Source organism: Amycolatopsis stemonae, from assembly GCF_054781455.1.
Window position 1 is genome coordinate 924,080 of record NZ_BAAGUJ010000002.1, and the last position, 19,202, is coordinate 943,281.

General features: G+C 70.7%; 19 protein-coding genes. 11 read left to right on the forward strand and 8 right to left on the reverse strand.

The window, feature by feature from the left end; all coding sequences use genetic code 11:
* Positions 1–10: 10 nt before the first annotated feature.
* On the forward strand, positions 11–667 hold the full coding sequence (locus ACYVLJ_RS10640; RefSeq protein WP_451969982.1) for a TrmH family RNA methyltransferase: 657 nt from the start codon (positions 11–13) through the stop codon (positions 665–667).
* On the opposite strand, the gene ACYVLJ_RS10645 is transcribed toward ACYVLJ_RS10640, so the two are convergent.
* Complete coding sequence (locus ACYVLJ_RS10645; RefSeq protein WP_460438473.1) at positions 668–2,806, reverse strand: molybdopterin-dependent oxidoreductase family protein; 2,139 nt, start codon at positions 2,804–2,806, stop codon at positions 668–670.
* Positions 2,807–2,857: 51 nt separating this feature from the next.
* Here ACYVLJ_RS10645 and ACYVLJ_RS10650 point away from each other — a divergent pair, with 51 nt between their 5' ends.
* A complete protein-coding gene (locus tag ACYVLJ_RS10650; protein ID WP_460438474.1) occupies positions 2,858–3,850 on the forward strand; it encodes a glycoside hydrolase family 76 protein in 993 nt (330 codons plus the stop codon).
* A gap of 7 nt (positions 3,851–3,857) precedes the next feature.
* Here ACYVLJ_RS10650 and ACYVLJ_RS10655 read toward each other — a convergent pair whose 3' ends face one another.
* Together ACYVLJ_RS10655 and ACYVLJ_RS10660 are read right to left on the reverse strand one after the other, a co-directional pair.
* A complete protein-coding gene (locus ACYVLJ_RS10655) occupies positions 3,858–4,724 on the reverse strand; it encodes a LacI family DNA-binding transcriptional regulator (RefSeq protein WP_460438475.1) in 867 nt (288 codons plus the stop codon).
* 72 nt (positions 4,725–4,796) lie between these two features.
* The gene (locus tag ACYVLJ_RS10660) at positions 4,797–5,834 is read right to left on the reverse strand and encodes a LacI family DNA-binding transcriptional regulator (protein WP_460438476.1); all 1,038 of its coding nucleotides are present in this window, start codon (positions 5,832–5,834) and stop codon (positions 4,797–4,799) included.
* Positions 5,835–5,940: 106 nt separating this feature from the next.
* Here ACYVLJ_RS10660 and ACYVLJ_RS10665 point away from each other — a divergent pair, with 106 nt between their 5' ends.
* The 7 genes from ACYVLJ_RS10665 (at position 5,941) to ACYVLJ_RS10695 (ending at position 11,538) form a co-directional block, all read left to right on the forward strand.
* A complete protein-coding gene (locus ACYVLJ_RS10665; protein WP_451969973.1) occupies positions 5,941–6,957 on the forward strand; it encodes a substrate-binding domain-containing protein in 1,017 nt (338 codons plus the stop codon).
* Positions 6,954–7,943 (forward strand): ABC transporter permease, encoded by a 990-nt coding sequence (locus ACYVLJ_RS10670; protein WP_451969971.1) that lies wholly within the window; start codon positions 6,954–6,956, stop codon positions 7,941–7,943. The genes ACYVLJ_RS10665 and ACYVLJ_RS10670 overlap by 4 nt, the downstream gene beginning before the upstream one ends.
* Positions 7,940–8,749, forward strand: coding sequence for an ATP-binding cassette domain-containing protein (locus ACYVLJ_RS10675; protein ID WP_451969969.1), 810 nt, complete (start codon positions 7,940–7,942; stop codon positions 8,747–8,749). The genes ACYVLJ_RS10670 and ACYVLJ_RS10675 overlap by 4 nt, the downstream gene beginning before the upstream one ends.
* Positions 8,746–9,579, forward strand: coding sequence for a carbohydrate kinase family protein (locus ACYVLJ_RS10680; protein WP_460438477.1), 834 nt, complete (start codon positions 8,746–8,748; stop codon positions 9,577–9,579). Before ACYVLJ_RS10675 ends, ACYVLJ_RS10680 begins: the two co-directional genes overlap by 4 nt.
* Positions 9,576–10,211 (forward strand): nucleoside/nucleotide kinase family protein, encoded by a 636-nt coding sequence (locus ACYVLJ_RS10685; protein WP_451969966.1) that lies wholly within the window; start codon positions 9,576–9,578, stop codon positions 10,209–10,211. The genes ACYVLJ_RS10680 and ACYVLJ_RS10685 overlap by 4 nt, the downstream gene beginning before the upstream one ends.
* A complete protein-coding gene (locus tag ACYVLJ_RS10690; protein ID WP_460438478.1) occupies positions 10,208–10,948 on the forward strand; it encodes a Rossmann-fold NAD(P)-binding domain-containing protein in 741 nt (246 codons plus the stop codon). Before ACYVLJ_RS10685 ends, ACYVLJ_RS10690 begins: the two co-directional genes overlap by 4 nt.
* Before the next feature lie 176 nt (positions 10,949–11,124).
* Positions 11,125–11,538 (forward strand): VOC family protein, encoded by a 414-nt coding sequence (locus ACYVLJ_RS10695; protein ID WP_451969962.1) that lies wholly within the window; start codon positions 11,125–11,127, stop codon positions 11,536–11,538.
* A gap of 1 nt (position 11,539) precedes the next feature.
* Here ACYVLJ_RS10695 and ACYVLJ_RS10700 read toward each other — a convergent pair whose 3' ends face one another.
* The 4 genes from ACYVLJ_RS10700 to ACYVLJ_RS10715 all read right to left on the reverse strand — a co-directional run bounded on the left by ACYVLJ_RS10700 (position 11,540) and on the right by ACYVLJ_RS10715 (position 16,279).
* The gene (locus ACYVLJ_RS10700) at positions 11,540–12,208 is read right to left on the reverse strand and encodes a DedA family protein (protein ID WP_451969960.1); all 669 of its coding nucleotides are present in this window, start codon (positions 12,206–12,208) and stop codon (positions 11,540–11,542) included.
* A gap of 131 nt (positions 12,209–12,339) precedes the next feature.
* The gene (locus ACYVLJ_RS10705; protein WP_460438479.1) at positions 12,340–13,161 is read right to left on the reverse strand and encodes a YceI family protein; all 822 of its coding nucleotides are present in this window, start codon (positions 13,159–13,161) and stop codon (positions 12,340–12,342) included.
* Positions 13,158–15,752 (reverse strand): DHA2 family efflux MFS transporter permease subunit, encoded by a 2,595-nt coding sequence (locus ACYVLJ_RS10710; RefSeq protein WP_460438480.1) that lies wholly within the window; start codon positions 15,750–15,752, stop codon positions 13,158–13,160. The genes ACYVLJ_RS10705 and ACYVLJ_RS10710 overlap by 4 nt, the downstream gene beginning before the upstream one ends.
* Entirely contained in the window at positions 15,749–16,279 is a 531-nt protein-coding gene (locus ACYVLJ_RS10715; RefSeq protein WP_451969954.1) for a MarR family winged helix-turn-helix transcriptional regulator, read from the reverse strand. The genes ACYVLJ_RS10710 and ACYVLJ_RS10715 overlap by 4 nt, the downstream gene beginning before the upstream one ends.
* Positions 16,280–16,540: 261 nt before the next feature.
* Here ACYVLJ_RS10715 and ACYVLJ_RS10720 point away from each other — a divergent pair, with 261 nt between their 5' ends.
* Both ACYVLJ_RS10720 and ACYVLJ_RS10725 read left to right on the forward strand, forming a co-directional pair.
* Positions 16,541–16,966 carry a PPOX class F420-dependent oxidoreductase gene (locus tag ACYVLJ_RS10720; RefSeq protein WP_460438481.1) on the forward strand — a complete coding sequence of 142 codons (426 nt, stop codon included), beginning with the start codon at positions 16,541–16,543 and terminating at the stop codon, positions 16,964–16,966.
* Positions 16,967–17,022: 56 nt separating this feature from the next.
* The gene (locus tag ACYVLJ_RS10725) at positions 17,023–18,414 is read left to right on the forward strand and encodes an FAD-binding oxidoreductase (protein ID WP_460438482.1); all 1,392 of its coding nucleotides are present in this window, start codon (positions 17,023–17,025) and stop codon (positions 18,412–18,414) included.
* Positions 18,415–18,467: 53 nt separating this feature from the next.
* Here ACYVLJ_RS10725 and ACYVLJ_RS10730 read toward each other — a convergent pair whose 3' ends face one another.
* On the reverse strand, positions 18,468–19,169 hold the full coding sequence (locus tag ACYVLJ_RS10730; protein ID WP_460438483.1) for a DedA family protein: 702 nt from the start codon (positions 19,167–19,169) through the stop codon (positions 18,468–18,470).
* Between the last annotated feature and the right edge of the window lie 33 nt (positions 19,170–19,202).

Below are 19,202 nucleotides of genomic sequence, written 5' to 3' on the forward strand. Positions count from 1 at the left end.
AATCGTCCGGGTGAGCACTTCTCCCGACGCCGGACCCACCGAGTGGGTGAGCCGCGAAGAGGTCGGCGTCGGCCCGTGGCCGGGTGCCTGGCCGTCGGACGAGCGGTACGACCCGGAGCTGCTGCGCGAAGGCGACCGCCGCAACGTCGTCGACGCGTACCGCTACTGGCGCCGCGAGGCGATCGTGTCCGATGTGGACGCTCGACGGCACCCGTTCCACGTCGCCATCGAGAACTTCCAGCACGACCACAACATCGGCACGGTCGTCCGCACGGCGAACGCGTTCGCGGCGGCGGAGGTGCACATCGTCGGCCGCCGCCGCTGGAACCGCCGCGGCGCGATGGTGACCGACCGCTACCAGCACCTCCGCCACCACGACGACGTCACCGGGCTGGTCTCCTTCGCCGCATCGCAGGGCCTGGCCGTGGTGGCCGTCGACAACACACCGGGGTCCGAGCCCGTCGAGACGGCGACGCTGCCGCGCGAGTGCGTGCTGGTGTTCGGCCAGGAAGGGCCTGGGTTGTCCGAGGCGACGCGCGACGCGGCGGTGCTCACGGTGTCGATCGCCCAGTTCGGGACGACGCGGTCGATCAACGCGGGCGTCGCGGCCGGGATCGTCATGCACGCCTGGATCCGGCAGCACGCCGACCTTTCCCGGGCCTGGTAGCTAGGCCGGCGCGACCTCGACCGGGATCCCGTTCAGCACCGACGTCCCGGACGGCACGTCCAGCAGCGTCTCGTCCGCGACCAGGTTGGAGTTGACGCCCGGGTTGGCGCGCGCCACCCGCGTCCGGGCGCCGTCGACGTCGTGGCCCCAGCCGTGCGGGATGCTGACCACGCCCGGCCGGACCTCGTCGGTCACCTCCACCGGCACTTCCAGCTTCCCGGCGCGCGAGGTCACCGACGCCAGCGCGCCGTTGGTGAGGCCGAGGCGCGTCGCGTCGGCCGGGTGCACCAGGACCGTGCACCGGTTGCCGCCGCGGACCAGCGGTGCCAGGTTGTGCATCCACGAGTTGTTCGAGCTCAGGTGCCGCCGGCCGATCAGCACGAGCCCGTCGTCGACCGGCCGGTCCAGCTCCGCACGCAGCCGCGGGACGTCGGCGACGATCGTCTCCGGCGCCAGCTCGATCCGGCCGGACGCCGTGCACAGCACCTCGGGGATCCGCGGCTTCAGCGGCCCGAAGTCCATCCCGTGCGGCGCGGCTTCGAGGTCGGCGAGCGTGACGTCGTAGGGCCCGGCGCGCAGCATCAGGTCGACGAGCCGCGCGGGGCCGGTGCGGTCGTGGGTGACCTCGAGCCCGGCGCGGCGGGCGACGTCGGCCGCGACGAAGTCGTCGAGCGCCGCGACGTCCGCTTCGGGGCCCTGACCGGTGACGATGCCGGTGAGCCGCAGCATCGTCTCCCACTCCTGCGGCAGCTTCGACGGCAGCGTCGCGGGCGTCCAGTTGGCGACGTTGCGCACCGAAAGCTGGTAGAAGGCCAGGTCGAAGTGCGGGCGTTCGAGCGGGGACGGGCCGGGCAGGATGACGTCGGCCTGGCGGGACGTCTCGTTCAGGTAGACGTCGACCGAGATCATGAAGTCGAGGTTCTTCAGGGCTTCGGCGAGGCGCCCGGCGTTCGGCGTGCTCAGGCAGGGGTTGCCGCTGACCGTGATCAGCGCGCGGACCTGGCCCTCGCCCGGGGTTTCGATCTCGTCGGCGAGCGTCGCGACCGGCAGTTCGCCGACGACCTCGGGGTAGCCGCGCACGCGGCTGCGCCAGCGCCCGACGGCGAACGGCCGCCGGTTGCCGGTCGGCTGGCACGCGGCCAGCGGGAACATCGCGCCGCCGGGCTCGTCGAGGTTGCCGGTGAGCACGTTGAGGACGTCGACCAGCCAGCTCGCGACCGTGCCGAACGTCTGGGTCGTGGTGCCGATCCGGCCGTAGACGACGGCATTCTCGGCCTCGGCCAGCTCGAGTGCCATCCGCCGGATCTCGCCGGCTTCGATCCCGGTGCGCGGGGCGACGGCCTCGGGCGTGAACGGCCGGGCCAGTTCGCGGACCTCGTCGAGGCCGTCGAGGTGTGCTTCGAGGCGCCCGGGTGCGACGCGGTCCTCCGTGAACAGGACGTTGACCAGCGCGAACAGCAGCAGCGCGTCGGTGCCGGGCCGGATGGCGTGGTGCTCGTCGGCGAACGCGGCCGTGCGGGTGCGCCGCGGGTCGACGACGACGATCTTGCCGCCGCGCTCGCGGATCCCGCGCAGCCGGCCGCGGATGTCCGGCGCGGTCATCAGGCTGCCGTTGGAGACGAGCGGGTTCGCGCCGAGGACGAGCAGGTGCCGCGTGCGGTCGAGGTCGGGCACCGGGATGGCGAGCGGGTCGCCGAACATGGTGCCGGACGAGTAGTGCTTCGGCAGCTGGTCGACCGACGTCGCGCTGTAGAAGTTCTTGGTGCCCAAGGCTTTGTAGAGCACGCGGCCGTAGAGCGTCAGGGCGATGTTGTGCACGCCGGGGTTGCCGGCGTAGACCGCGACGGCGTCCCGGCCGTGCTCCTCGAGGATCGGCGGGAGCCGGCGGTCGATCTCGTCGTAGGCCTCCTGCCAGCTGACTTCGACGAACTCGCCGTCGCGCTTGAGCAGCGGCGCGGTCAGCCGGTCGGGGTCGTGGTGCAGAGCCCCGAGTGACGCGCCCTTCGGGCAGATGTAGCCCTTCGAGAAGACGTCCTTCTCGTCACCCTTGACCCGCGTGACCTGCTCGTTCGCGTCGAGCGTCACTTCGAGGCCGCAGGTGGCTTCGCACAGCGGGCAGGTGACGTGAGCTGTCGTCATGGCACCCCAACATACCGAGCGGTATGTCGATGGGCAAGGCACGATTGCGCCATGGACGTCTCGGCCGCCGAACGCGCGGTGACCTCACGGCACCTGCGCCGGGTGTGGGCCCTGCCCGGCACGGTGCTCGGCCGCAGCGGCTGGCCCCCGTCGCCCGGCCAGCGGCTGCACTGGCACTGGAACTACTGGTGGCAGGCCCACCTGCTGGACACGCTGGTCGACGCGCAGCTGCGTGCGCCGACGCCCGCGCGTCTGACGGTGATCCGGTCTTTCGTGCGTTCGGTGTGGCTGCGCAACTTCGGCCGCTGGACGAACGACTACTACGACGACATCGCGTGGCTCGGCCTTGCCCTGCAACGGGTCCAGGCCCTGGGCATCGACGTCGCCCCGGCGATCGCGGCGATCGACACGCAGCTGCTGTCGGGCTGGACACCGGCGGCGGGCGGCGGGATCTGGTGGCGCCGCGGCGACGACTTCAAGAACGCCCCGGCCAACGGCCCGGCGGCGATCTTCCACGCCCGGTCGGGAAACCTCTCCCGGGCCCGGGAGATGACCGACTGGATGTCGTCCACTTTGGTCGATCCCTCGTCGGGCCTGGTGTGGGACGGCATCCGCGCGGGCACGGGCGAGCTGGTCAAGCACATCTACACGTACTGCCAAGGCGTCTACCTCGGCGCGTGCCTCGAACTGTCCTTGATGGACAAAGCGGCGCGCACGGTCCGCGCGGTGTCCGAGCACTGCGCCCCAGGCGGTGTGATCCGCGGCCAAAGCGGCGGAGACGGCGGCCTGTTCGGCGCGATCTTGGCGCGCTACCTGGCTTTGGCGGCGAAGGCGCTGCCGGACCCGGAGGCCACGGTGGCACGGTCGTTGGTGCTCGCCTCCGCCGAGGCCTGCTGGTCGGGCGCGTCGCCAGGCCCGCTGTTCAGCGCATTCTGGGACCGCCCGGCACCTTCGCCGCCCCTGCCGGAGGACGCGCCGGAGCGGGATCTGTCGGTCCAGGTGGGTGGCTGGATGCTCCTGGAAGCCGCCGCGACGCTGTCGTGAGCCGAGGTCAGCACCCGCAGGACGCGCCGTGCACGAACCTCGGCGAAAGCAGCACCGACTCCGCCGGCCGGTCCGGGTCCGAGATCCGGGCCAGCAGCATCTGCACCGCGCGGCGGCCGATGTCCGCTGCCGGCTGGGCGAGCGTGGTCACCGCCGGGCTGACCCGGCGGGCCCAGTCCATGTCGCCGTAGCCGACCACGGCCAGCTCCGAGCCGATGCGGATGCCGCGGCGGTGGGCCTCGTACATGACCCCCACCAGCATCGCCTCGTCCGCCACCACCAGTGCCGTCGGGGACGGCCAGCCGTCCAGGAGCTTGGCCGTCGCGCGGGCCGCGCCGCCCGAGGTCGACAAGCCGCCCTCGACCAGTTCGCGGTTGAAGCGCAGCCCGGCCTGCTCGAGTCCCAGCCGGTAGCCGCGGACGCGCTCGCGGCTGATGTCGAGGCCGTCTTCGCCGGACACGAACCCGATCTTGCGGTGCCGGCGCTCGGTGAGGTGGCGGACCAGCGACGCCACCGCGTGCACGTTCTCCGTGCCCACCTGGTCGACGTCGTTGCGGGCGGCGACCCGGTCGACCAGGACCGTCGGCACGCCCATCCGCACCAGGCCGTTGACCACGGCTTCGTCGCCGACCGACGGCACCAGCAGCACGCCGTCCACGAGGTCCGCCCGCAGGGCGCGCACCACCGCGGCTTCCTCGCTGACGGTGTCCCCGGTTTCGGCCAGCGTGACGTCGCACCCGGCCTGGGCCGCCGCTGCCCTGATCGAGCGCAGCAGCTCACCCGAGTAGGGGTTCGCGTGCGTACCCATCGCGACGCCGATCCGGTAGGTGACCGGGGGGTCCCACAACCGGAGCTCCGGCGAAAGTGCCGTCATAACCAGCCCTCGCAAACGCTCAGCCGAAAGGTATCCGCTGAGCGGCCGCGCCGAGGCGTCAAAACACCAGAATCACTGATGTGAGTGAATCGGCGGGCAGCCGCACGACTCACGGTGACGCAGAGTAGGTGCCAGCCGGACCGTCTCGGCCGCCCGCGACGGGTCGTTGATCCGGGCCAGCAGCAGCCGCACCGCCTGCCGCCCGATCTCCTCGATCGGCTGCGCCATCGTCGTCAGCGGCGGGTCGACCAGGTCCGCCCACTCGACGTCGTCGTAGACCACCACGGGCAGGTCCTGCCCGATCTTCAGGCCACGCCGCCGCGCCTCGTGCAGCACGCCGACCATCATGCTGTCGTTGCCGACGACCAGCGCCGTCGGCGGCTCGGGCAGCGCCAGCAGCGTGCTCACCGCGAGTGCGCCGCCCTCCTGCGAAGAGTTTCCGCAGGCCACGAGGTCGGACGACCACGTCAGCCCGGACCGGCCCAGCCCCAGCCGGTAGCCCAGCACGCGCTCCTCGCTCGTCGACAGGCCGGGCGCGCCGCTGATCATCCCGATCCGGCGGTGCCCGAGCGTCGCGAGGTGCGCGGTGAGCGCCGACGTCGCCTGGATGTTCTCCGTGCCCACCTGGTCGACGTCGCCGCGGGTGGCCAGCCGGTCGATCAGCACCGTCGGCACGTCCAGCGACACGAGCTCGCCGATCACCGGTCCGTCGCCGGGGGCCGGGGTGATGAGCAGGCCGTCGACGCGCCGCGAGCGGAGCGCTCGCACGGTGTCACGCTCGGTGTCCGCCGTGTCGTGGGTGTCGGCCAGCAGGACCGTGTACCCGTGCGCCGACGCCTCCCGCTCGATCGCCTGCATCAGCGTCGCGAAGTACGGGTTGGCGACCAGCGAGATCGCCATCCCGATCGACCGCGTGCCGCCGGTGACGAGCGACCGGGCGATCGCGTCGCCCGTGTAGCCGGTGGTCTCGATCGCCCGCAGCACGGCCGCTTTGGTGTCCTCGGCGACCGCGCGCGTCCCGTTCACCACGTGGGAGACTGTCGTGATCGAGACGCCGGCGAGCTCGGCGATGTCTCGCTGGGTCGGCCGCGAAGATCTCGGCTGGGGCATTCCATCCTTCCCGGCAAGCGTTTGCGCAAACGCTTGCGTCCGGGCATCAGTCTGTCTACCTTCCCGACCATCGGCAAGCTTCGACACACATAAAGGGTGGGAACCCATGAGACAGCGAAGTCTCACCGCGCTCACGCTGGCCGCCGTCCTCGCCGCGACGACCGGGTGCACGGTCGAACGCCACTGGGGCGGGAACACCAACACCGGTGGCAGCGGCAAAGCGAAGGTCGGACTGGTCACCAAGACCGACACCAACCCCTACTTCGTCGAACTGCGCAACGCCGCGAGAGCGGCCGCGCAGGCCAACGGCGCCGACTTCAGCGCGCTCGCCGGCCAGTTCGACGGCGACAACGACGGCCAGGTCCGCGCCATCGAAAACCTCGTGCAGCAGGGCGCGAACACGATCCTCATCACGCCCAGCTCGTCGACCGGCGTGCTCAAGGCCATCAAGGACGCCCGCGACGCCGGGATCCTGGTCATCGCCCTCGACACCGCCACCGAACCGGCCGACGCCGTCGACGCCACCTTCGCCACCGACAACTTCGCGGCCGGCGAGCAGCAGGGCGCGTACGTCAAGGCGGCGCTCAAGGGCGTCCCGGCGAAGCTGCTGATGGTGGACGGGACGGCCGGCAGCTCGGTCGACACCCAGCGCCACGGCGGGTTCCTCAAGGGCATCGGGCTCACCGACAGCTCGCCGGAGATCAAGGGCCACACCGCGGCCAACGGCGACCAGAGCCTCGCCCAGCAGGGCATGGAGAACCTGCTGCAGCGCAGCACGGACATCAACGCCGTCTACTCGATGAACGAGCCGATGGGCCGCGGCGCCTACGCGGCCCTGAACGCGCGCGGGCTCACCAACCAGATCGTGATGGGCTCGATCGACGGCGGCTGCGAGGGCGTCCAGAACGTCAAGAACGGCCAGTTCGCCGCGACCGTCATGCAGTTCCCCAAGAAGATGGCCGAACAGGGCGTGCTCGCCGCCGTGAACTACGCCAAGACCGGCAAGAAGCCGAGCGGCTTCGTGAACACCGGGTCCGCCGTGATCACCGACAAACCCCTGCCCGGCATCGAAAGCCACGATTCGGCGTGGGGCCTGCAGAACTGCTGGGGAGGCCAGAAATGACAACCGCAGTGGCCACCAAGGAACGTGAGTCGCTCGGCGAATTCCTCCTCCGCGCCCCCGCGGTCGGCCCGGCGCTCGCGCTGGTCGTCGCGATCGTGGTGTTCTCCCTCGCCACGGACACGTTCTTCGACCTCGACAACCTGTCCACAGTGGTCCAGCAGTCGCTGGTCGTCGGGACGCTCGCGCTGGGACAGACGCTCGTCATCCTGATCGCGGGCATCGACCTCTCCAACGCGTCGTCGATGGTCGTCGCGACGCTGATCATGGCGAAGCTCGCCGCGGCCGGCACGAACGGCTTCGTCGCGCTGCTCGCCGGGGTCGTGCTGACGATCATCGTCGGCATCTTCATCGGCGGCCTCGCCACGCGGGTCAAGCTGCCCGCGTTCATCATCACGCTCGGCACGTTCACCATGCTGACCGCGGTGTCGAAGCTGATCGCCGGCGGCCAGGCCGTCCCGGTGACCGACGGGCTGCTGCAGTGGCTCGGCACCAAGCGCTACCTCTTCGGCGGCATCCCGATCACCTACGGCATGACGCTGGCGCTGCTGATGTACCTCGGCGTCTGGTACGCGCTGACGAAAACCGCGTGGGGCAAGCACGTCTACGCGGTCGGCAACGCGCCGGAATCCGCGCGGCTGTCCGGCATCAAGGTCAACCGCACGGTGCTGTCGGTGTACATCGTGGCCGGGCTGACCTTCGGCATCGCCGCCTGGCAGGCGCTCGGCCGGACGCCGAACGCCGACCCGAACCAGTTCCAGCTCGGCAACCTCGACTCGATCACCGCCGTCGTCCTCGGCGGGACGAGCCTCTTCGGCGGCCGCGGCTCGGTGCTCGGGACGCTGATGGGCGCGCTGGTCGTGGCCGTGCTGCGGTCGGGCCTCACGCAGATGAACGTCGACGGCAACTACCAGGACCTCGCCACCGGCGCCCTGCTCATCGCCGCCGTCGTGGTGGACCGGATCGCGAGGAGGCAGCAGCAGTCATGACCGAACCGATCCTCCAGGCCCGCGGGCTGGTGAAACGCTACGGCCGGGTGACCGCCATCGACGGCGCCGACTTCGACCTGCTGCCCGGCGAGGTGCTCGCCGTGGTCGGCGACAACGGCGCCGGCAAGTCGTCGCTCATCAAAGCCCTTTCGGGCGCGGTGATCCCCGACGAGGGAGAGATCAAAGTGGACGGCAGGACCGTCCACTTCAAGTCTCCTTTGGACGCTCGCCACTACGGCATCGAGACGGTGTACCAGGACCTCGCCGTCGCGCCCGCGCTCGACATCGCGTCGAACATGTTCCTGGGAAGGGAAAAACGGCTCAAGGGACCGTTCGGGCTGTTCCGCAAGCTCGACACCGGCACCATGCGGTCGGAGGCGCAGCGGATCCTCGACGAACTGGGCATCAACATCAAGTCCATCACCCAGCCCGTCGAGACGCTCTCGGGTGGCCAGCGGCAAGGTGTGGCCGTCGCGCGGGCCGCGGCGTTCGGCACCAAGGCCGTGATCATGGACGAGCCCACGGCCGCCTTGGGGGTCGCCGAGTCCGGCAAGGTGCTCGACCTCATCGGCCGGATCCGCGACCGCGGCCTGCCGGTGGTGCTGATCAGCCACAACATGCCGCACGTCTTCGACATCGCCGACCGCATCCACGTGCACCGCCTCGGCAAGCGCGTCGCGGTCGTCTCGCCGAAGACGCACTCGATGAACCAGGTCGTCGGCCTGCTCACGGGTGCGTTGCGGCTCAACGAAAACGGCGAAGTCGAAGAAGCCGCCGCCGCGACCCACGTGGCCGGCTTGAAATGAAGGTGCTGCTGGCGGGCTTGTGCACCGTGGACGTGATCCAGCGGGTCGACGAGCTTCCGGGGCCGGGCGAGAAGGTGCAGTCGCTGCGGGTGGACGTCGCGGCCGGGGGGCCCGCGACGAACGCCGCGGTGACGGCCGCCGCGCTCGGTGCCGAGGCGACCCTGCTGACCGTCCTCGGCGCACACCCGCTGGCGGCCCTCGCCCGCGCCGACCTCGAGGCGCACGGCGTCCGGCTGATCGACCTCGTGCCTTCGCTCGCGGACCCACCCCCGGTCAGCGCGGTAGCCGTCCGAGACCGCGACGGAGAGCGCACGGTCGTCGCCCGCAACGCCGCGGACCGGCCCTTTCACGAGAAAGTGCCGGTTCCCGAAGCGGACGTGGTGCTGCTCGACGGGCACTACCCGGAACTCGCGCTGGCCGTCGCGCGGGGGACAGCGGCGCCGGTCGTGCTCGACGCCGGGAGCTGGAAGCCCGTGCTCGACGAGCTGCTCCCGCTGGTCGACATCGCCGCGTGTTCCGCGCACTTCCGGGCGCCGGAGCCCGGCCTGCACGAGCGCGGCGTCCCCACCGTCATCACCACCGCGGGCCCCGGGCCGGTGCGGTGGTCCACTGCGGACGGACGCTCGGGTGAGGTGCCTGTCGCCGACGTCGAAGCGCGAGACACACTAGGTGCGGGCGACGTCTGGCACGGCGCGCTCGCCGTGGCCGTGCCGCGCGAACCGACGGTGACGGACCGGATCCGCTTCGCCAACGAGGTGGCCGCCGAACGGGTGCGGCAGGTGGGACCGCGGTCGTGGACGACCGCGATCGCAGGAAGGAACAGGACATGACGGCGTTCGACGACCTGCTGGCCCGGGCCGAGGGCCTGACCGTGCGGGGGCAGCGCAACGTGCTCGGCATCATCGGCGCGCCCGCGTCCGGCAAGACCACGCTGGCCTGGGCGATCGCCAACGCGCTCGGCTCGCGCGCCGCCGTGGTCGGGATGGACGGCTTCCACCTCGCGCAGGTCGAGCTGCGCCGGCTGGAGCGCACCGAGCGCAAGGGCGCCCCGGACACGTTCGACGCGGCCGGCTACTTCCACATGATCAAGCGGCTCGCCGAAGGCCGCGAGACGGTGTACGCGCCGGAGTTCCGCCGCGAGATCGAGGAGCCGATCGCCGGGGCCGTGGCGGTGCCGCCGGAGGTCCAGCTGGTGATCACCGAGGGCAACTACCTGCTGCTGCCCGACGACCCGTGGAGCGGTATCCGGCCGCTGCTCACCGAGGCCTGGTTCCTCGCGCCGGACGAGCCCGAGCGGATCGAACGCCTGGTGTCGCGCCACCGCCGCTACGGCCGTTCGCTGGTCGAGGCCCGCCGCCGCGCGCTCGGCTCGGACCAGCGCAACGCCGACCTCATCTCGCAGACGCGCGACCGCGCGGACCTGGTGCTGGAGAACCTGCCGCTGGCGAACTTCGCGATTTGACCCTCGTCGTCACGGGCGGCAGCCGCGGGATCGGCGCCGCCATCTGCACGCTGGCGGCTCAGCGCGGCCACGACGTCGTCGTGAACTACTCCGGTGATCCCGCGCCCGCGGAGGAGGTCGCTTCGCGGGTGCGTGCGTCGGGGCGCCAGGCGCTGGCGGTCCGCGCGGACGTCTCGGCCGAGGACGACGTCCGCGCGCTGTTCGACGCGGCCGCCGAGCTCGGGCCGGTGAACGCGCTGGTCAACAACGCCGCGATCGTCGGCAACACGCCGGGGCGGCTCGACTCCTACGACGTCGAGGTCGTCCGGCGCACGCTCGACGTGAACGTCACCGGGGTGTTCCTGTGCTGCCGCGAGGCGGTCCGCCGGATGTCGACGCGCTACGGCGGCGAGGGCGGCGCGATCGTCAACATCTCCTCGACGGCCGCGCGCACTGGCTCGGCCGGCGAGTGGGTGCACTACGCGGCGTCGAAGGCCGCCGTCGACACCATGACGTTCGGGCTCGCGCAGGAGGTCGCGGGCGAGGGCGTCCGGGTCAACGCCGTCGCGCCCGGGATGATCCACACCGGCCTGCACGCGGCCGCCGGCCTGCCGGACCGGATGGCGAAGTACGCGCCGCAGATCCCGATGGGCCGTGCCGGGCAGCCGGCCGAGATCGCCGAGGCGGTGTTGTTCCTGCTGTCGCCGGCGTCGTCGTTCACGACGGGCGCGGTGCTCGACGTCGGTGGCGGCCGGTGATCGGACGAGTACTCTCCGATAATCGCGCATGACCTTCGGTCACCGACGTCCGCCTGCTGGGACGCCCGGAGACGGCGAGATCACGATCGGACGGGGAACTTGGTCACCCTCGTTTCGGTGGGCGAACGCTGTGCAACTCTGGGAAGCCGCCACGAGAAAGGACGGCTTCGGAAGCCATGGCGAAACTCATGTCCGTGCACCACCTCGCGCTCACCGTGACCGACGTGGACCGCAGCGTGCCGTGGTACGCACGGGTCCTCGACCTCGAGGAGGTCATCCGGCGCGAAGAGCCGGACACGGGACTGCGCAAGGTCGTGCTCCGGTCCGCCGGGGACGAGTTCTCCGTGGTGCTGGTCCAGCACGCGGACACCGGCAGACGCGGGTTCGACGAGCGCCGCACCGGCCTCGACCACGTCGCCTTCCGGGTGGGCTCGGTCGCCGAGCTGGCCGAATGGGAGTGCCGCCTCGCCGAGTTCGGGGTCTCGTACCTGCCGGCCGCGCCGTCGCGCACCTTCGAAGGCTCGCAGGTGGTCGTGTTCCGCGACCCGGACGGCATCCAGCTGGAGATCTGGGCCGACCCGGAGCTGTGACTCAGGCCCGCGCGTCGTCGCGCTCGTCGACCGGGCGCCGCATTTCCTGGCGGTAGCGCACCACGCCGTAGCCCGTGCCGAAGACGAAGAACGCGATGCTGACCCACAGGGCCGCCGTCTTCAGCCACGGGAGCACGTCCAGCAGGCCCGCACCGTAGTAGCCGAGCAGCACCAGCGTCGGCACCCAGAGCACGCCGCCGAGGGCGGTCGCGGCCATGAAGCGGCGCGGGTCCATCCGGGCGGCGCCGGCGATCAGCGGCGCCAGCGTGCGGATCCACGGGATCCAGCGGGCCGCCACGATCGCGAAGAAGCCCTTGCGGTCCAGGAACCGCTGCGCGCGCTCGAGGTTGTGCCGGTTCAGCACCTTGCCGTCGCGGCGCGCGATGAGCTTGGTGCCGCTGCCCCGGCCGATGTAGTACCCGATCTGGTTGCCGAGCACGGCGACGACCAGCGCGGCGCCCGACAGCAGCCACGCGTTCAGGTCCGAGCCGTGCTGGGCCAGCACCACGCCGGCGCCGAACAGCAGCGAATCACCGGGCAGGAACAGCCCGATGATCAGCGCGCACTCGACCAGCACGAAGCTCAGCACGATCACCCAGACGAGCAGCGGGCCGGCGGTGTCCAGCCAGCTCACGCCGACGCCCGCGGCCTCCATGCTCACGACGTTCACACGGGGAGCCTACGTGGCCCAGGTGAACGCTCCGCGGCGAACGGTCAAAACGAGCTCTCCGGAAGATTCTTCTCTCACCAACGGTGAAGGCCCCCTCACCTGCGGTGAGAGGGCCTTCCCGAAGAGACGGCTCAGAACTGCGGCAGCGATTCGCCTTGGACCGCTTCGATGTCGAGCTCGACCTTCACGGTCGTGCCGACCGCCGCGACGCCGGCGCGGACCATCGCGCTGTAGTTGATCGCGAAGTCGTTCCGGTGCAGCGTCGTCTCGGCGTGGAACGCCGCGCGCACGCCGCCCCACGGGTCCGGGCCCCAGCCGCCGTACGTCAGCTCCAGCTCGATCTCGCGGCGCTCGCCGTGCAGCGTCAGCTCGCCCGCCAGCGTCCACGAGTCCGCGCCGCGCTGGTGCAGCCCGGTGCTGGTGAACGTGATCACCGGGTGCACGTCGACGTCGAGGAAGTCCGCCGAGCGCAGGTGGTCGTCCCGCATCCTGATGCCGGTGTCGATGGTCGCCGCCTTGATCTCGGCGTGCACCGACGAGCGTTCCGCCGGGCGGCCGATCTCGATCCGGCCGGACACGTCCGGGAACCGCGCCTTGATGCTCGCGATGCCCAGGTGCCGCGCGGTCGCGACGACCGACGAATGCATCGGGTCGATCACCCACGGCCCGGCGGGCGGCAGGTCGATCGCCTCGGCGACCGGGGCCAGCACGACGTCGCCGAGCGAACCGGAACCGTCCGAGGCGACCTGCGTCATCTTGGCGACCGGGGTGTACCCGGCCGCCGTGACGACGGCGGTGTAGGTGCCCGCCGGGAGGGCGTCGGTGACGACCTCCCCGCGGACGTCGGCCGCCTGCCGGGCGACCTGCCGCCCGGCAGGGTCGGTGACGGTGAGCACCGCGTGCTCCACCGCCCAGCCCTCGGCCGTGCGGAAGGTCGCGCGCAGCCCGGTCATGACCGGTCGACCAGCTCGTCGAGGGTCTGGTCGTAGCTCAGCTTGACGTCGTGGCCCGCTTCGCCGCCGGTCAGCTCCACCTGGCTGGTCGCCGGCGGGTAACCGCTCGCGACCACCGTGAAGGCGCCCGCGGGCAGGTCGCTGATGACGTACCGGCCTTCGGCGTCGGTCCGGGCGACGGCCGCGACGTTGCCTTCGGCGTCGAGCACGGTGATCCGCGCGTCCGGCACCACCCGGTCGCCCTCGGTCCGCGCGGTGCCGGTCAGCAGCACCGAGCTCGCGAGCTCGACGTCGTGGCGCAGCACGCCGCTGTCCGGCACGGTCAGCGTCACCGCGACGGGCCGGTGGCCCGGGCCGCTCGCGACCAGGGTGTACGCCCCGGCGCCGACCCCGACGAAGGCGTAGGTGCCGTCCGCGGTCGTGATGAACGCGCCGTTCACCTCGCCCCGGCCGTCGGTCAGGGTGACCGTCACGTTCGCCAGCGGGGAGCCGGTCGCGGCCGCCCGCACGGTGCCGGTCAGCTCGCCGGAGCCGGTGAGCGTGACGTCGACCGTCGCCGGGCCGTTGCTGATCACGACGCTGGAGGCCTGCGGCTGGTGGCCGTGGGCCGACACGATCAGGACGTACGCGCCCGGGCCCTGGCTGGGCACCGAGTAGCTGCCGTCGCCCGCCCCGGTGGCCCGCGCGACCTGGCGGCCGCGCTGGTCGATCAGGGTCAGCGCGGCACCCGGCACGTGGCTGCCGTCCTGGCGGCGGACGTGCCCGGTCACCGGCACGCCACCCGCGCCGACCGGGACGTCGAGCCCGGAGTCCGCGACGGAGTTCGTGATCGGCAGCGCACCCGACACGGCCTGGTAGTCACCGTGGCCGTTCGTGCTCAGCGCGTGCTTCCCGCCGCCGACCAGGGCCGGCTCGCGGTCGGCCGGCTTGACCGGCTCGACGATCTCGGTCGGCTCGTCCGCGTGGTCCTCCGCCTCGAGCAGCGCCTCGCCGCCCTCCATGGCCGCCGCGGCCGGGGCCGCGTTGGTCAGCGGGATCTCCTTCATGAACAGCAGCACGATCGTGGCCAGCAGGGCCACCGCGCCCGCGACGTAGAACACCGTCGTGATCGACTCGGTGAAGCCGACCAGCACCGGGGTCTTGATCGCCTCGGGCAGGCTCTGGATGGTGCTGGTGTTGCTCGACAGGTCGCCGATCCCGCCGCCCGCGCCGGCCGGCAGCTTGCCGCCGAACGCCTTGGTGATGTTGGGCAGCAGGGTGTTGAAGAGGATCGTCAGGAAGATCGCGACACCGGCGGTACCACCGATCTGGCGGAAGAACGTCGCCGACGCGGTCGAGACGCCCATGTCGCTGCGCGGGCCCGCGTTCTGCACCGCGATGATCAGCGTCTGCATGCACTGGCCGAGGCCGAGGCCGATGATGGCGGCCGCGACCAGCGGGTGCCACAGCGGCGAGTCGTACTTGACCTGCGCGAAGAAGAACGCGCCGGCGGCGATCAGGATGGTGCCGATGATCGGGAAGATCTTGTAGCGCCCGGTCTTCCCGGTGAGCCGGCCGGAGACGATCGAGCTGGTCATGATGCCCGCCATCAGCGGCAGCATCAGCAACCCGGACTCGGTCGGCGTGTAGCCCTGCACGACCTGCATGAACTGCGGGATCATCGTGATCGCGCCGAACATCGCGACACCGACGATGACACCGCCGATGATCGCCACGGTGAACGTCGAGTTCTTGAACAGCCGCAGCGGGATGAGCGCGGCTTCCTTCATCCACCGCTCGATCGCGATGAAGGCGATGATGCCGACGCCGCCGACGACGTAGCAGAGGATGGCCTTCTGGTCGCCCCAGCCCCACTTCTGGCCCTGCTCGGCGACGATCAGGAACGGCACGACCGCGACGACGAGGGCGAGCGCGCCCCACCAGTCGATCTTGTGGTCGTGGCGCTCGTGCGGCACGTTCAGCACCCGCGCGACGACGAACAGCGCGATGATGCCGATCGGGACGTTGATCAGGAAGACCCAGCGCCAGCCGTGGATGTCGTAGCCGAAGATGCTGCCGGCGTGCTCGATGCCGGCGAAGAAGCCGCCCAGCACCGGGCCGAGGACCGTGGACAGGCCGAACACGGCCAGGATGTAGCCCTGGTACTTGGCCCGCTCCCGCGGCGGCACGATGTCGCCGAGGATCGTCATGGCCAGCGACATCAGGCCGCCGGCGCCGAGGCCCTGCACCGCGCGGAACGCGGCCAGCTCGTACATCGACTGCGAGAAGGCCGAAGCCAGCGAACCGACCACGAAGATCGTGATCGCGGCGAGGTAGAACGGCTTGCGGCCGTAGATGTCGGAGAGCTTGCCGTAGATCGGCGTGACGATCGTCGAGGTGATCAGGTACGCCGTGGTCGCCCACGCCTGCAGGTCGAAGCCGTGCAGGTCGTTGGCGATCTTGACGATCGACGTACCGACGATCGTCTGGTCCAGCGCGGCGAGGAACATGCCGCACATCAGGCCGCTCAGGATCGTGACGATCTGGCGGTGGCTCAGCCGGGGTGGTTGCCCCACCTCGGGCAGAGCGGGTGCTTCGGTGGTGGAACTCATGCGTTGGCCCCCTTGGCCGGTGCACTGGCGGACGGGTGCGCGTCGGCCAGCTGTGGAGAGTGGTTTTCGATACCTGTGTTGAGCCGGCCGAAGAGCCGGTTGAGGGTCTGGATCTCCCCTTCGGTCCAGTCCCCGAGCACTTCGGCCAGCCACTGGTTGCGCTGCTTGCGGTTCTCTTCGAACACCCGCATGCCCTCGGCCGTCGGCGCGAGCAGGCAGGCCCGCCCGTCCTCCGGGTCGGCCTGGCGCTCGACCAGGCCGTGCTGGACGAGCGAGCTCGACTGCCTGCTGATCGTGGAGATCTCGGAGTGGAGCGACTCGGCGAGCCGGCTGGTGCGCTGCGGGCCCTCGTGGATGAGGGTGAAGAGGATCGCGTAGGCCGCCCGCTCGATCCCGTCCGGCCCCTGCTTGGACACCTGGGACTTCGCCTTGTTGATCAGGCGGACCAGACGGACGAGCTCGTGCCCGAGCTGGTCGGCGAGGTCCAGTTCGGCCGTGGGCCGGGTGGCGGAGCTGTTCGGTGCCATTGCTGAGTCCTTCACGCGGGCGAGGCGTTGGTTGGCGGCTGCAACTAGTTGCCTACGGCAAGAATGTGCCTTCACGGACCGTTGTGCAAGCCGTGGACCACCCGATGTGTCACAACACACTTTAGTTGTCCGATGCAAGCAGATTTCCGCGCCCTCGTTCGTCCCTTTTGTCGTCCTCTGCCGTGCTGATCAGCACTTATGGGTGACGCGGATACCCGGTGGAGGGCGGAACAAAGACGGCCACCGCGGGTTGAACCGGGTATGACCGACGACACAGCTCTGAAGGACTTCATCGCCACGCAGCGCCACGGCGTCCTGGCCACGATCCGCCGCGACGGCCGGCCCCAGCTGTCCACCATCACGCACCTCTACGACCCCGCGACCAACACGATCACCGCGTCGATCACCGAAACCCGGGCGAAGACGAAGAACATGCGCCGCGACCCGCGGGTGACGTACCACGTGGGCAGCGAAGACGGCTGGAGCTACGTCGTCGCCGAGGGCCGCGCCGAGCTGACGGCCCCGGCGGCCTCGCAGGACGACGCGACGGTGGAAGCGCTCGTCGACTACTATCGCCGGGCCGCGGGCGAACACCCCGACTGGGACGAGTACCGCGACGCGATGGTCAGCGACCAGCGGGTGCTGCTGCGGGTGCACGTCGACAAGCTGCTGGGCTTGGTCCGGTAGGGCCGTTTTGAAATAGAAGTTCCGCAGTGCGGACTATCCGGGCTTACGATGAGGCCATGGGCAACGAAGCTTTGGTCACCCGGCTGCGCGACCTCCTCGGCAAGAGCGCCGTGCTCACCGACTCCGACGTCACGGCGTCCTACGCGCGCGACATGATGCCGCTGGCGCCGGCCGGCAAGCCCCTCGCCGTCGTGCTGCCGGCGAACGTCGAGGAGGTGCAGGCCGTCGTCAAGGCGTGTGCCGAGGCCAAGGTGCCGATCGTGCCGCGCGGCGCGGGCAGCGGGCTCTCCGGCGCCGCGAACGCCATCGACGGCTGCGTCACGCTGTCGCTGACCAAGCTGAACGAGATCGTCGAGATCGACGCCGGGAACCGGCTCGCCGTGGTGCAGCCCGGCGTCGTCAACCTGGACTTCCGAAACGCCGCCGAGAAGGAAGGCCTGTTCTACCCGCCGGACCCGTCGAGCTACGACTGGTGCACGATCGGCGGCAACCTGTCGACCAACGCCGGCGGCCTGTGCTGCGTGAAGTACGGCGTCACCACCGACTCGGTGCTCGGCCTGGAGGTCGTCCTGGCCGACGGGTCGCTGCTCAAGACCGGCCGCCGCACGGTGAAGGGGGTCGCCGGCTACGACCTCGCCCGGCTGTTCGTCGGCAGCGAGGGCACGCTCGGCGTCATCACGCAGGCGACGGTGCAGCTCAAGCCGCTGCCCCAGGCCCCGGCGACGCTCGTCGCGGGCTTCACGACCACCGAAGCGGCCGGGGAAGCCGTGGCCCGCGTGGTCCGCGAAGGACTCGTGCCGTCGCTGCTGGAGATCATGGACGCGTCCTCGATCAAGGCGTCCGAGGCGTACCTGAAGACGGACCTCGGTGCGGGCTCGGACTGCAAGGCGCTGCTGCTCGGCCAGTCGGACGCGGGTGGCGAGGTCGCCCGCCGCGAGCTGGCGGCGCTGGAGCAGATCTGCGTCGACTGCGGCGCGGACCTCGCGTACACGACCGAAGACCTCGAAGAGGGCCGGATGCTCCTGCAGGCCCGCCGCGTGGTGCTGACGGCCCTGGAGACGTACGGCGTCTGGCTGACCGACGACGTGTGCGTCCCCCGCACGCGCATCGCGGAGCTGATCCACGGGTGCGAGAAGATCAGCGAAGAGGTCGGCCTGCGCATCGCGGTGGTGGGCCACGCCGGCGACGGCAACATGCACCCGACGATCGTCTACCAGCCGGACGACCCGGACGAGTTCGCCCGCGCCCGCCGCGCGTTCGACGAGATCCTCGAGGTGGGCCTGTCCCTCGGCGGCACGGTGACCGGCGAGCACGGCGTCGGCAAGATCAAGCGCGAGTGGCTGGAGCGCGAGATCGGGCCGGTGGGCATGCGCGTGCACCGGCAGATCAAGCAGGCCCTCGACCCGGAGAACCTGTTCAACCCGGGCTCGATGTTCTCGATGACCTAGTCGTGGCGCGTCCGCACGGACCGGTCCGCCGGTCGACGGCCCGGGGGCCGCCCTCAGTCCTTGATGCGCGGGATCCGCTGCGTGACGTCCGGGTCGGCGTTCGCCGCCGTCTTCTTCTCGCGGCGGGACTTCAGGTACTCCAGGCCGATCGGGACCACCGACACCAGCACGATCAGCACGAAGATCGCGTCGACGTTGTTCCGGATGAACGAGATGTTCCCCAGCAGCGAGCCGAGCACCGTGATGCCCGCGGCCCAGAGGATGCCGCCGATGATGGTGTACGTGAAGTAGCGCTTAGGGTCCATGCGGCCGATGCCCGCGATCCACGTGATGAACGTCCGCACGAACGGGACGAACCGGGCCAGCACGACCGCCTTGGGGCCGTGCTTCTCCAGGAACTCGTGGGTCTTGTCGACGTACTCGCGCTTGAAGAACTTCGAGTCCGGCCGGTTGAACAGCTTCGGCCCGGCGAAGTAGCCGATGTAATAGCCGACGACGTTGCCGAGCAGCGCCGCGACCGTCACCAGGACGCAGACCAGCCACAACGGTGCGTCGAGCGTGCCGTTCGCGATGAACAGGCCCGCGGTGAACAGCAAGGAGTCACCGGGCAGCACCGGGAAGACGCTGCTCTCGATGAAGATGATCAGGCACAGCACCGCGAGGACCGGCGTCGTCAGGCCGCTCAGCAGGTGCTGCGGGTCCAGCCATGACGGCAGCAGCGACATCGTGTTGACCGTGCTCTGGGCGAGAATCACCTGGAAAACGGTACAGGGTCACCCTGAGTCGCT

Bases quoted from the DNA above. Each gene is read 5' to 3' on its own strand.
- ACYVLJ_RS10645 (WP_460438473.1), bottom strand. From the start codon at position 2,806: ATGACGACAGCTCACGTCACCTGCCCGCTGTGCGAAGCCACCTGCGGC.
- ACYVLJ_RS10695 (WP_451969962.1), top strand. From the start codon at position 11,125: ATGGCGAAACTCATGTCCGTGCACCACCTCGCGCTCACCGTGACCGAC.
- ACYVLJ_RS10710 (WP_460438480.1), bottom strand. From the start codon at position 15,752: ATGAGTTCCACCACCGAAGCACCCGCTCTGCCCGAGGTGGGGCAACCA.
- ACYVLJ_RS10675 (WP_451969969.1), top strand. From the start codon at position 7,940: ATGACCGAACCGATCCTCCAGGCCCGCGGGCTGGTGAAACGCTACGGC.
- ACYVLJ_RS10715 (WP_451969954.1), bottom strand. From the start codon at position 16,279: ATGGCACCGAACAGCTCCGCCACCCGGCCCACGGCCGAACTGGACCTC.
- ACYVLJ_RS10655 (WP_460438475.1), bottom strand. From the start codon at position 4,724: ATGACGGCACTTTCGCCGGAGCTCCGGTTGTGGGACCCCCCGGTCACC.
- ACYVLJ_RS10705 (WP_460438479.1), bottom strand. From the start codon at position 13,161: ATGACCGGGCTGCGCGCGACCTTCCGCACGGCCGAGGGCTGGGCGGTG.
- ACYVLJ_RS10680 (WP_460438477.1), top strand. From the start codon at position 8,746: ATGAAGGTGCTGCTGGCGGGCTTGTGCACCGTGGACGTGATCCAGCGG.
- ACYVLJ_RS10650 (WP_460438474.1), top strand. From the start codon at position 2,858: ATGGACGTCTCGGCCGCCGAACGCGCGGTGACCTCACGGCACCTGCGC.
- ACYVLJ_RS10725 (WP_460438482.1), top strand. From the start codon at position 17,023: ATGGGCAACGAAGCTTTGGTCACCCGGCTGCGCGACCTCCTCGGCAAG.
- ACYVLJ_RS10685 (WP_451969966.1), top strand. From the start codon at position 9,576: ATGACGGCGTTCGACGACCTGCTGGCCCGGGCCGAGGGCCTGACCGTG.
- ACYVLJ_RS10670 (WP_451969971.1), top strand. From the start codon at position 6,954: ATGACAACCGCAGTGGCCACCAAGGAACGTGAGTCGCTCGGCGAATTC.
- ACYVLJ_RS10660 (WP_460438476.1), bottom strand. From the start codon at position 5,834: ATGCCCCAGCCGAGATCTTCGCGGCCGACCCAGCGAGACATCGCCGAG.
- ACYVLJ_RS10665 (WP_451969973.1), top strand. From the start codon at position 5,941: ATGAGACAGCGAAGTCTCACCGCGCTCACGCTGGCCGCCGTCCTCGCC.
- ACYVLJ_RS10720 (WP_460438481.1), top strand. From the start codon at position 16,541: ATGACCGACGACACAGCTCTGAAGGACTTCATCGCCACGCAGCGCCAC.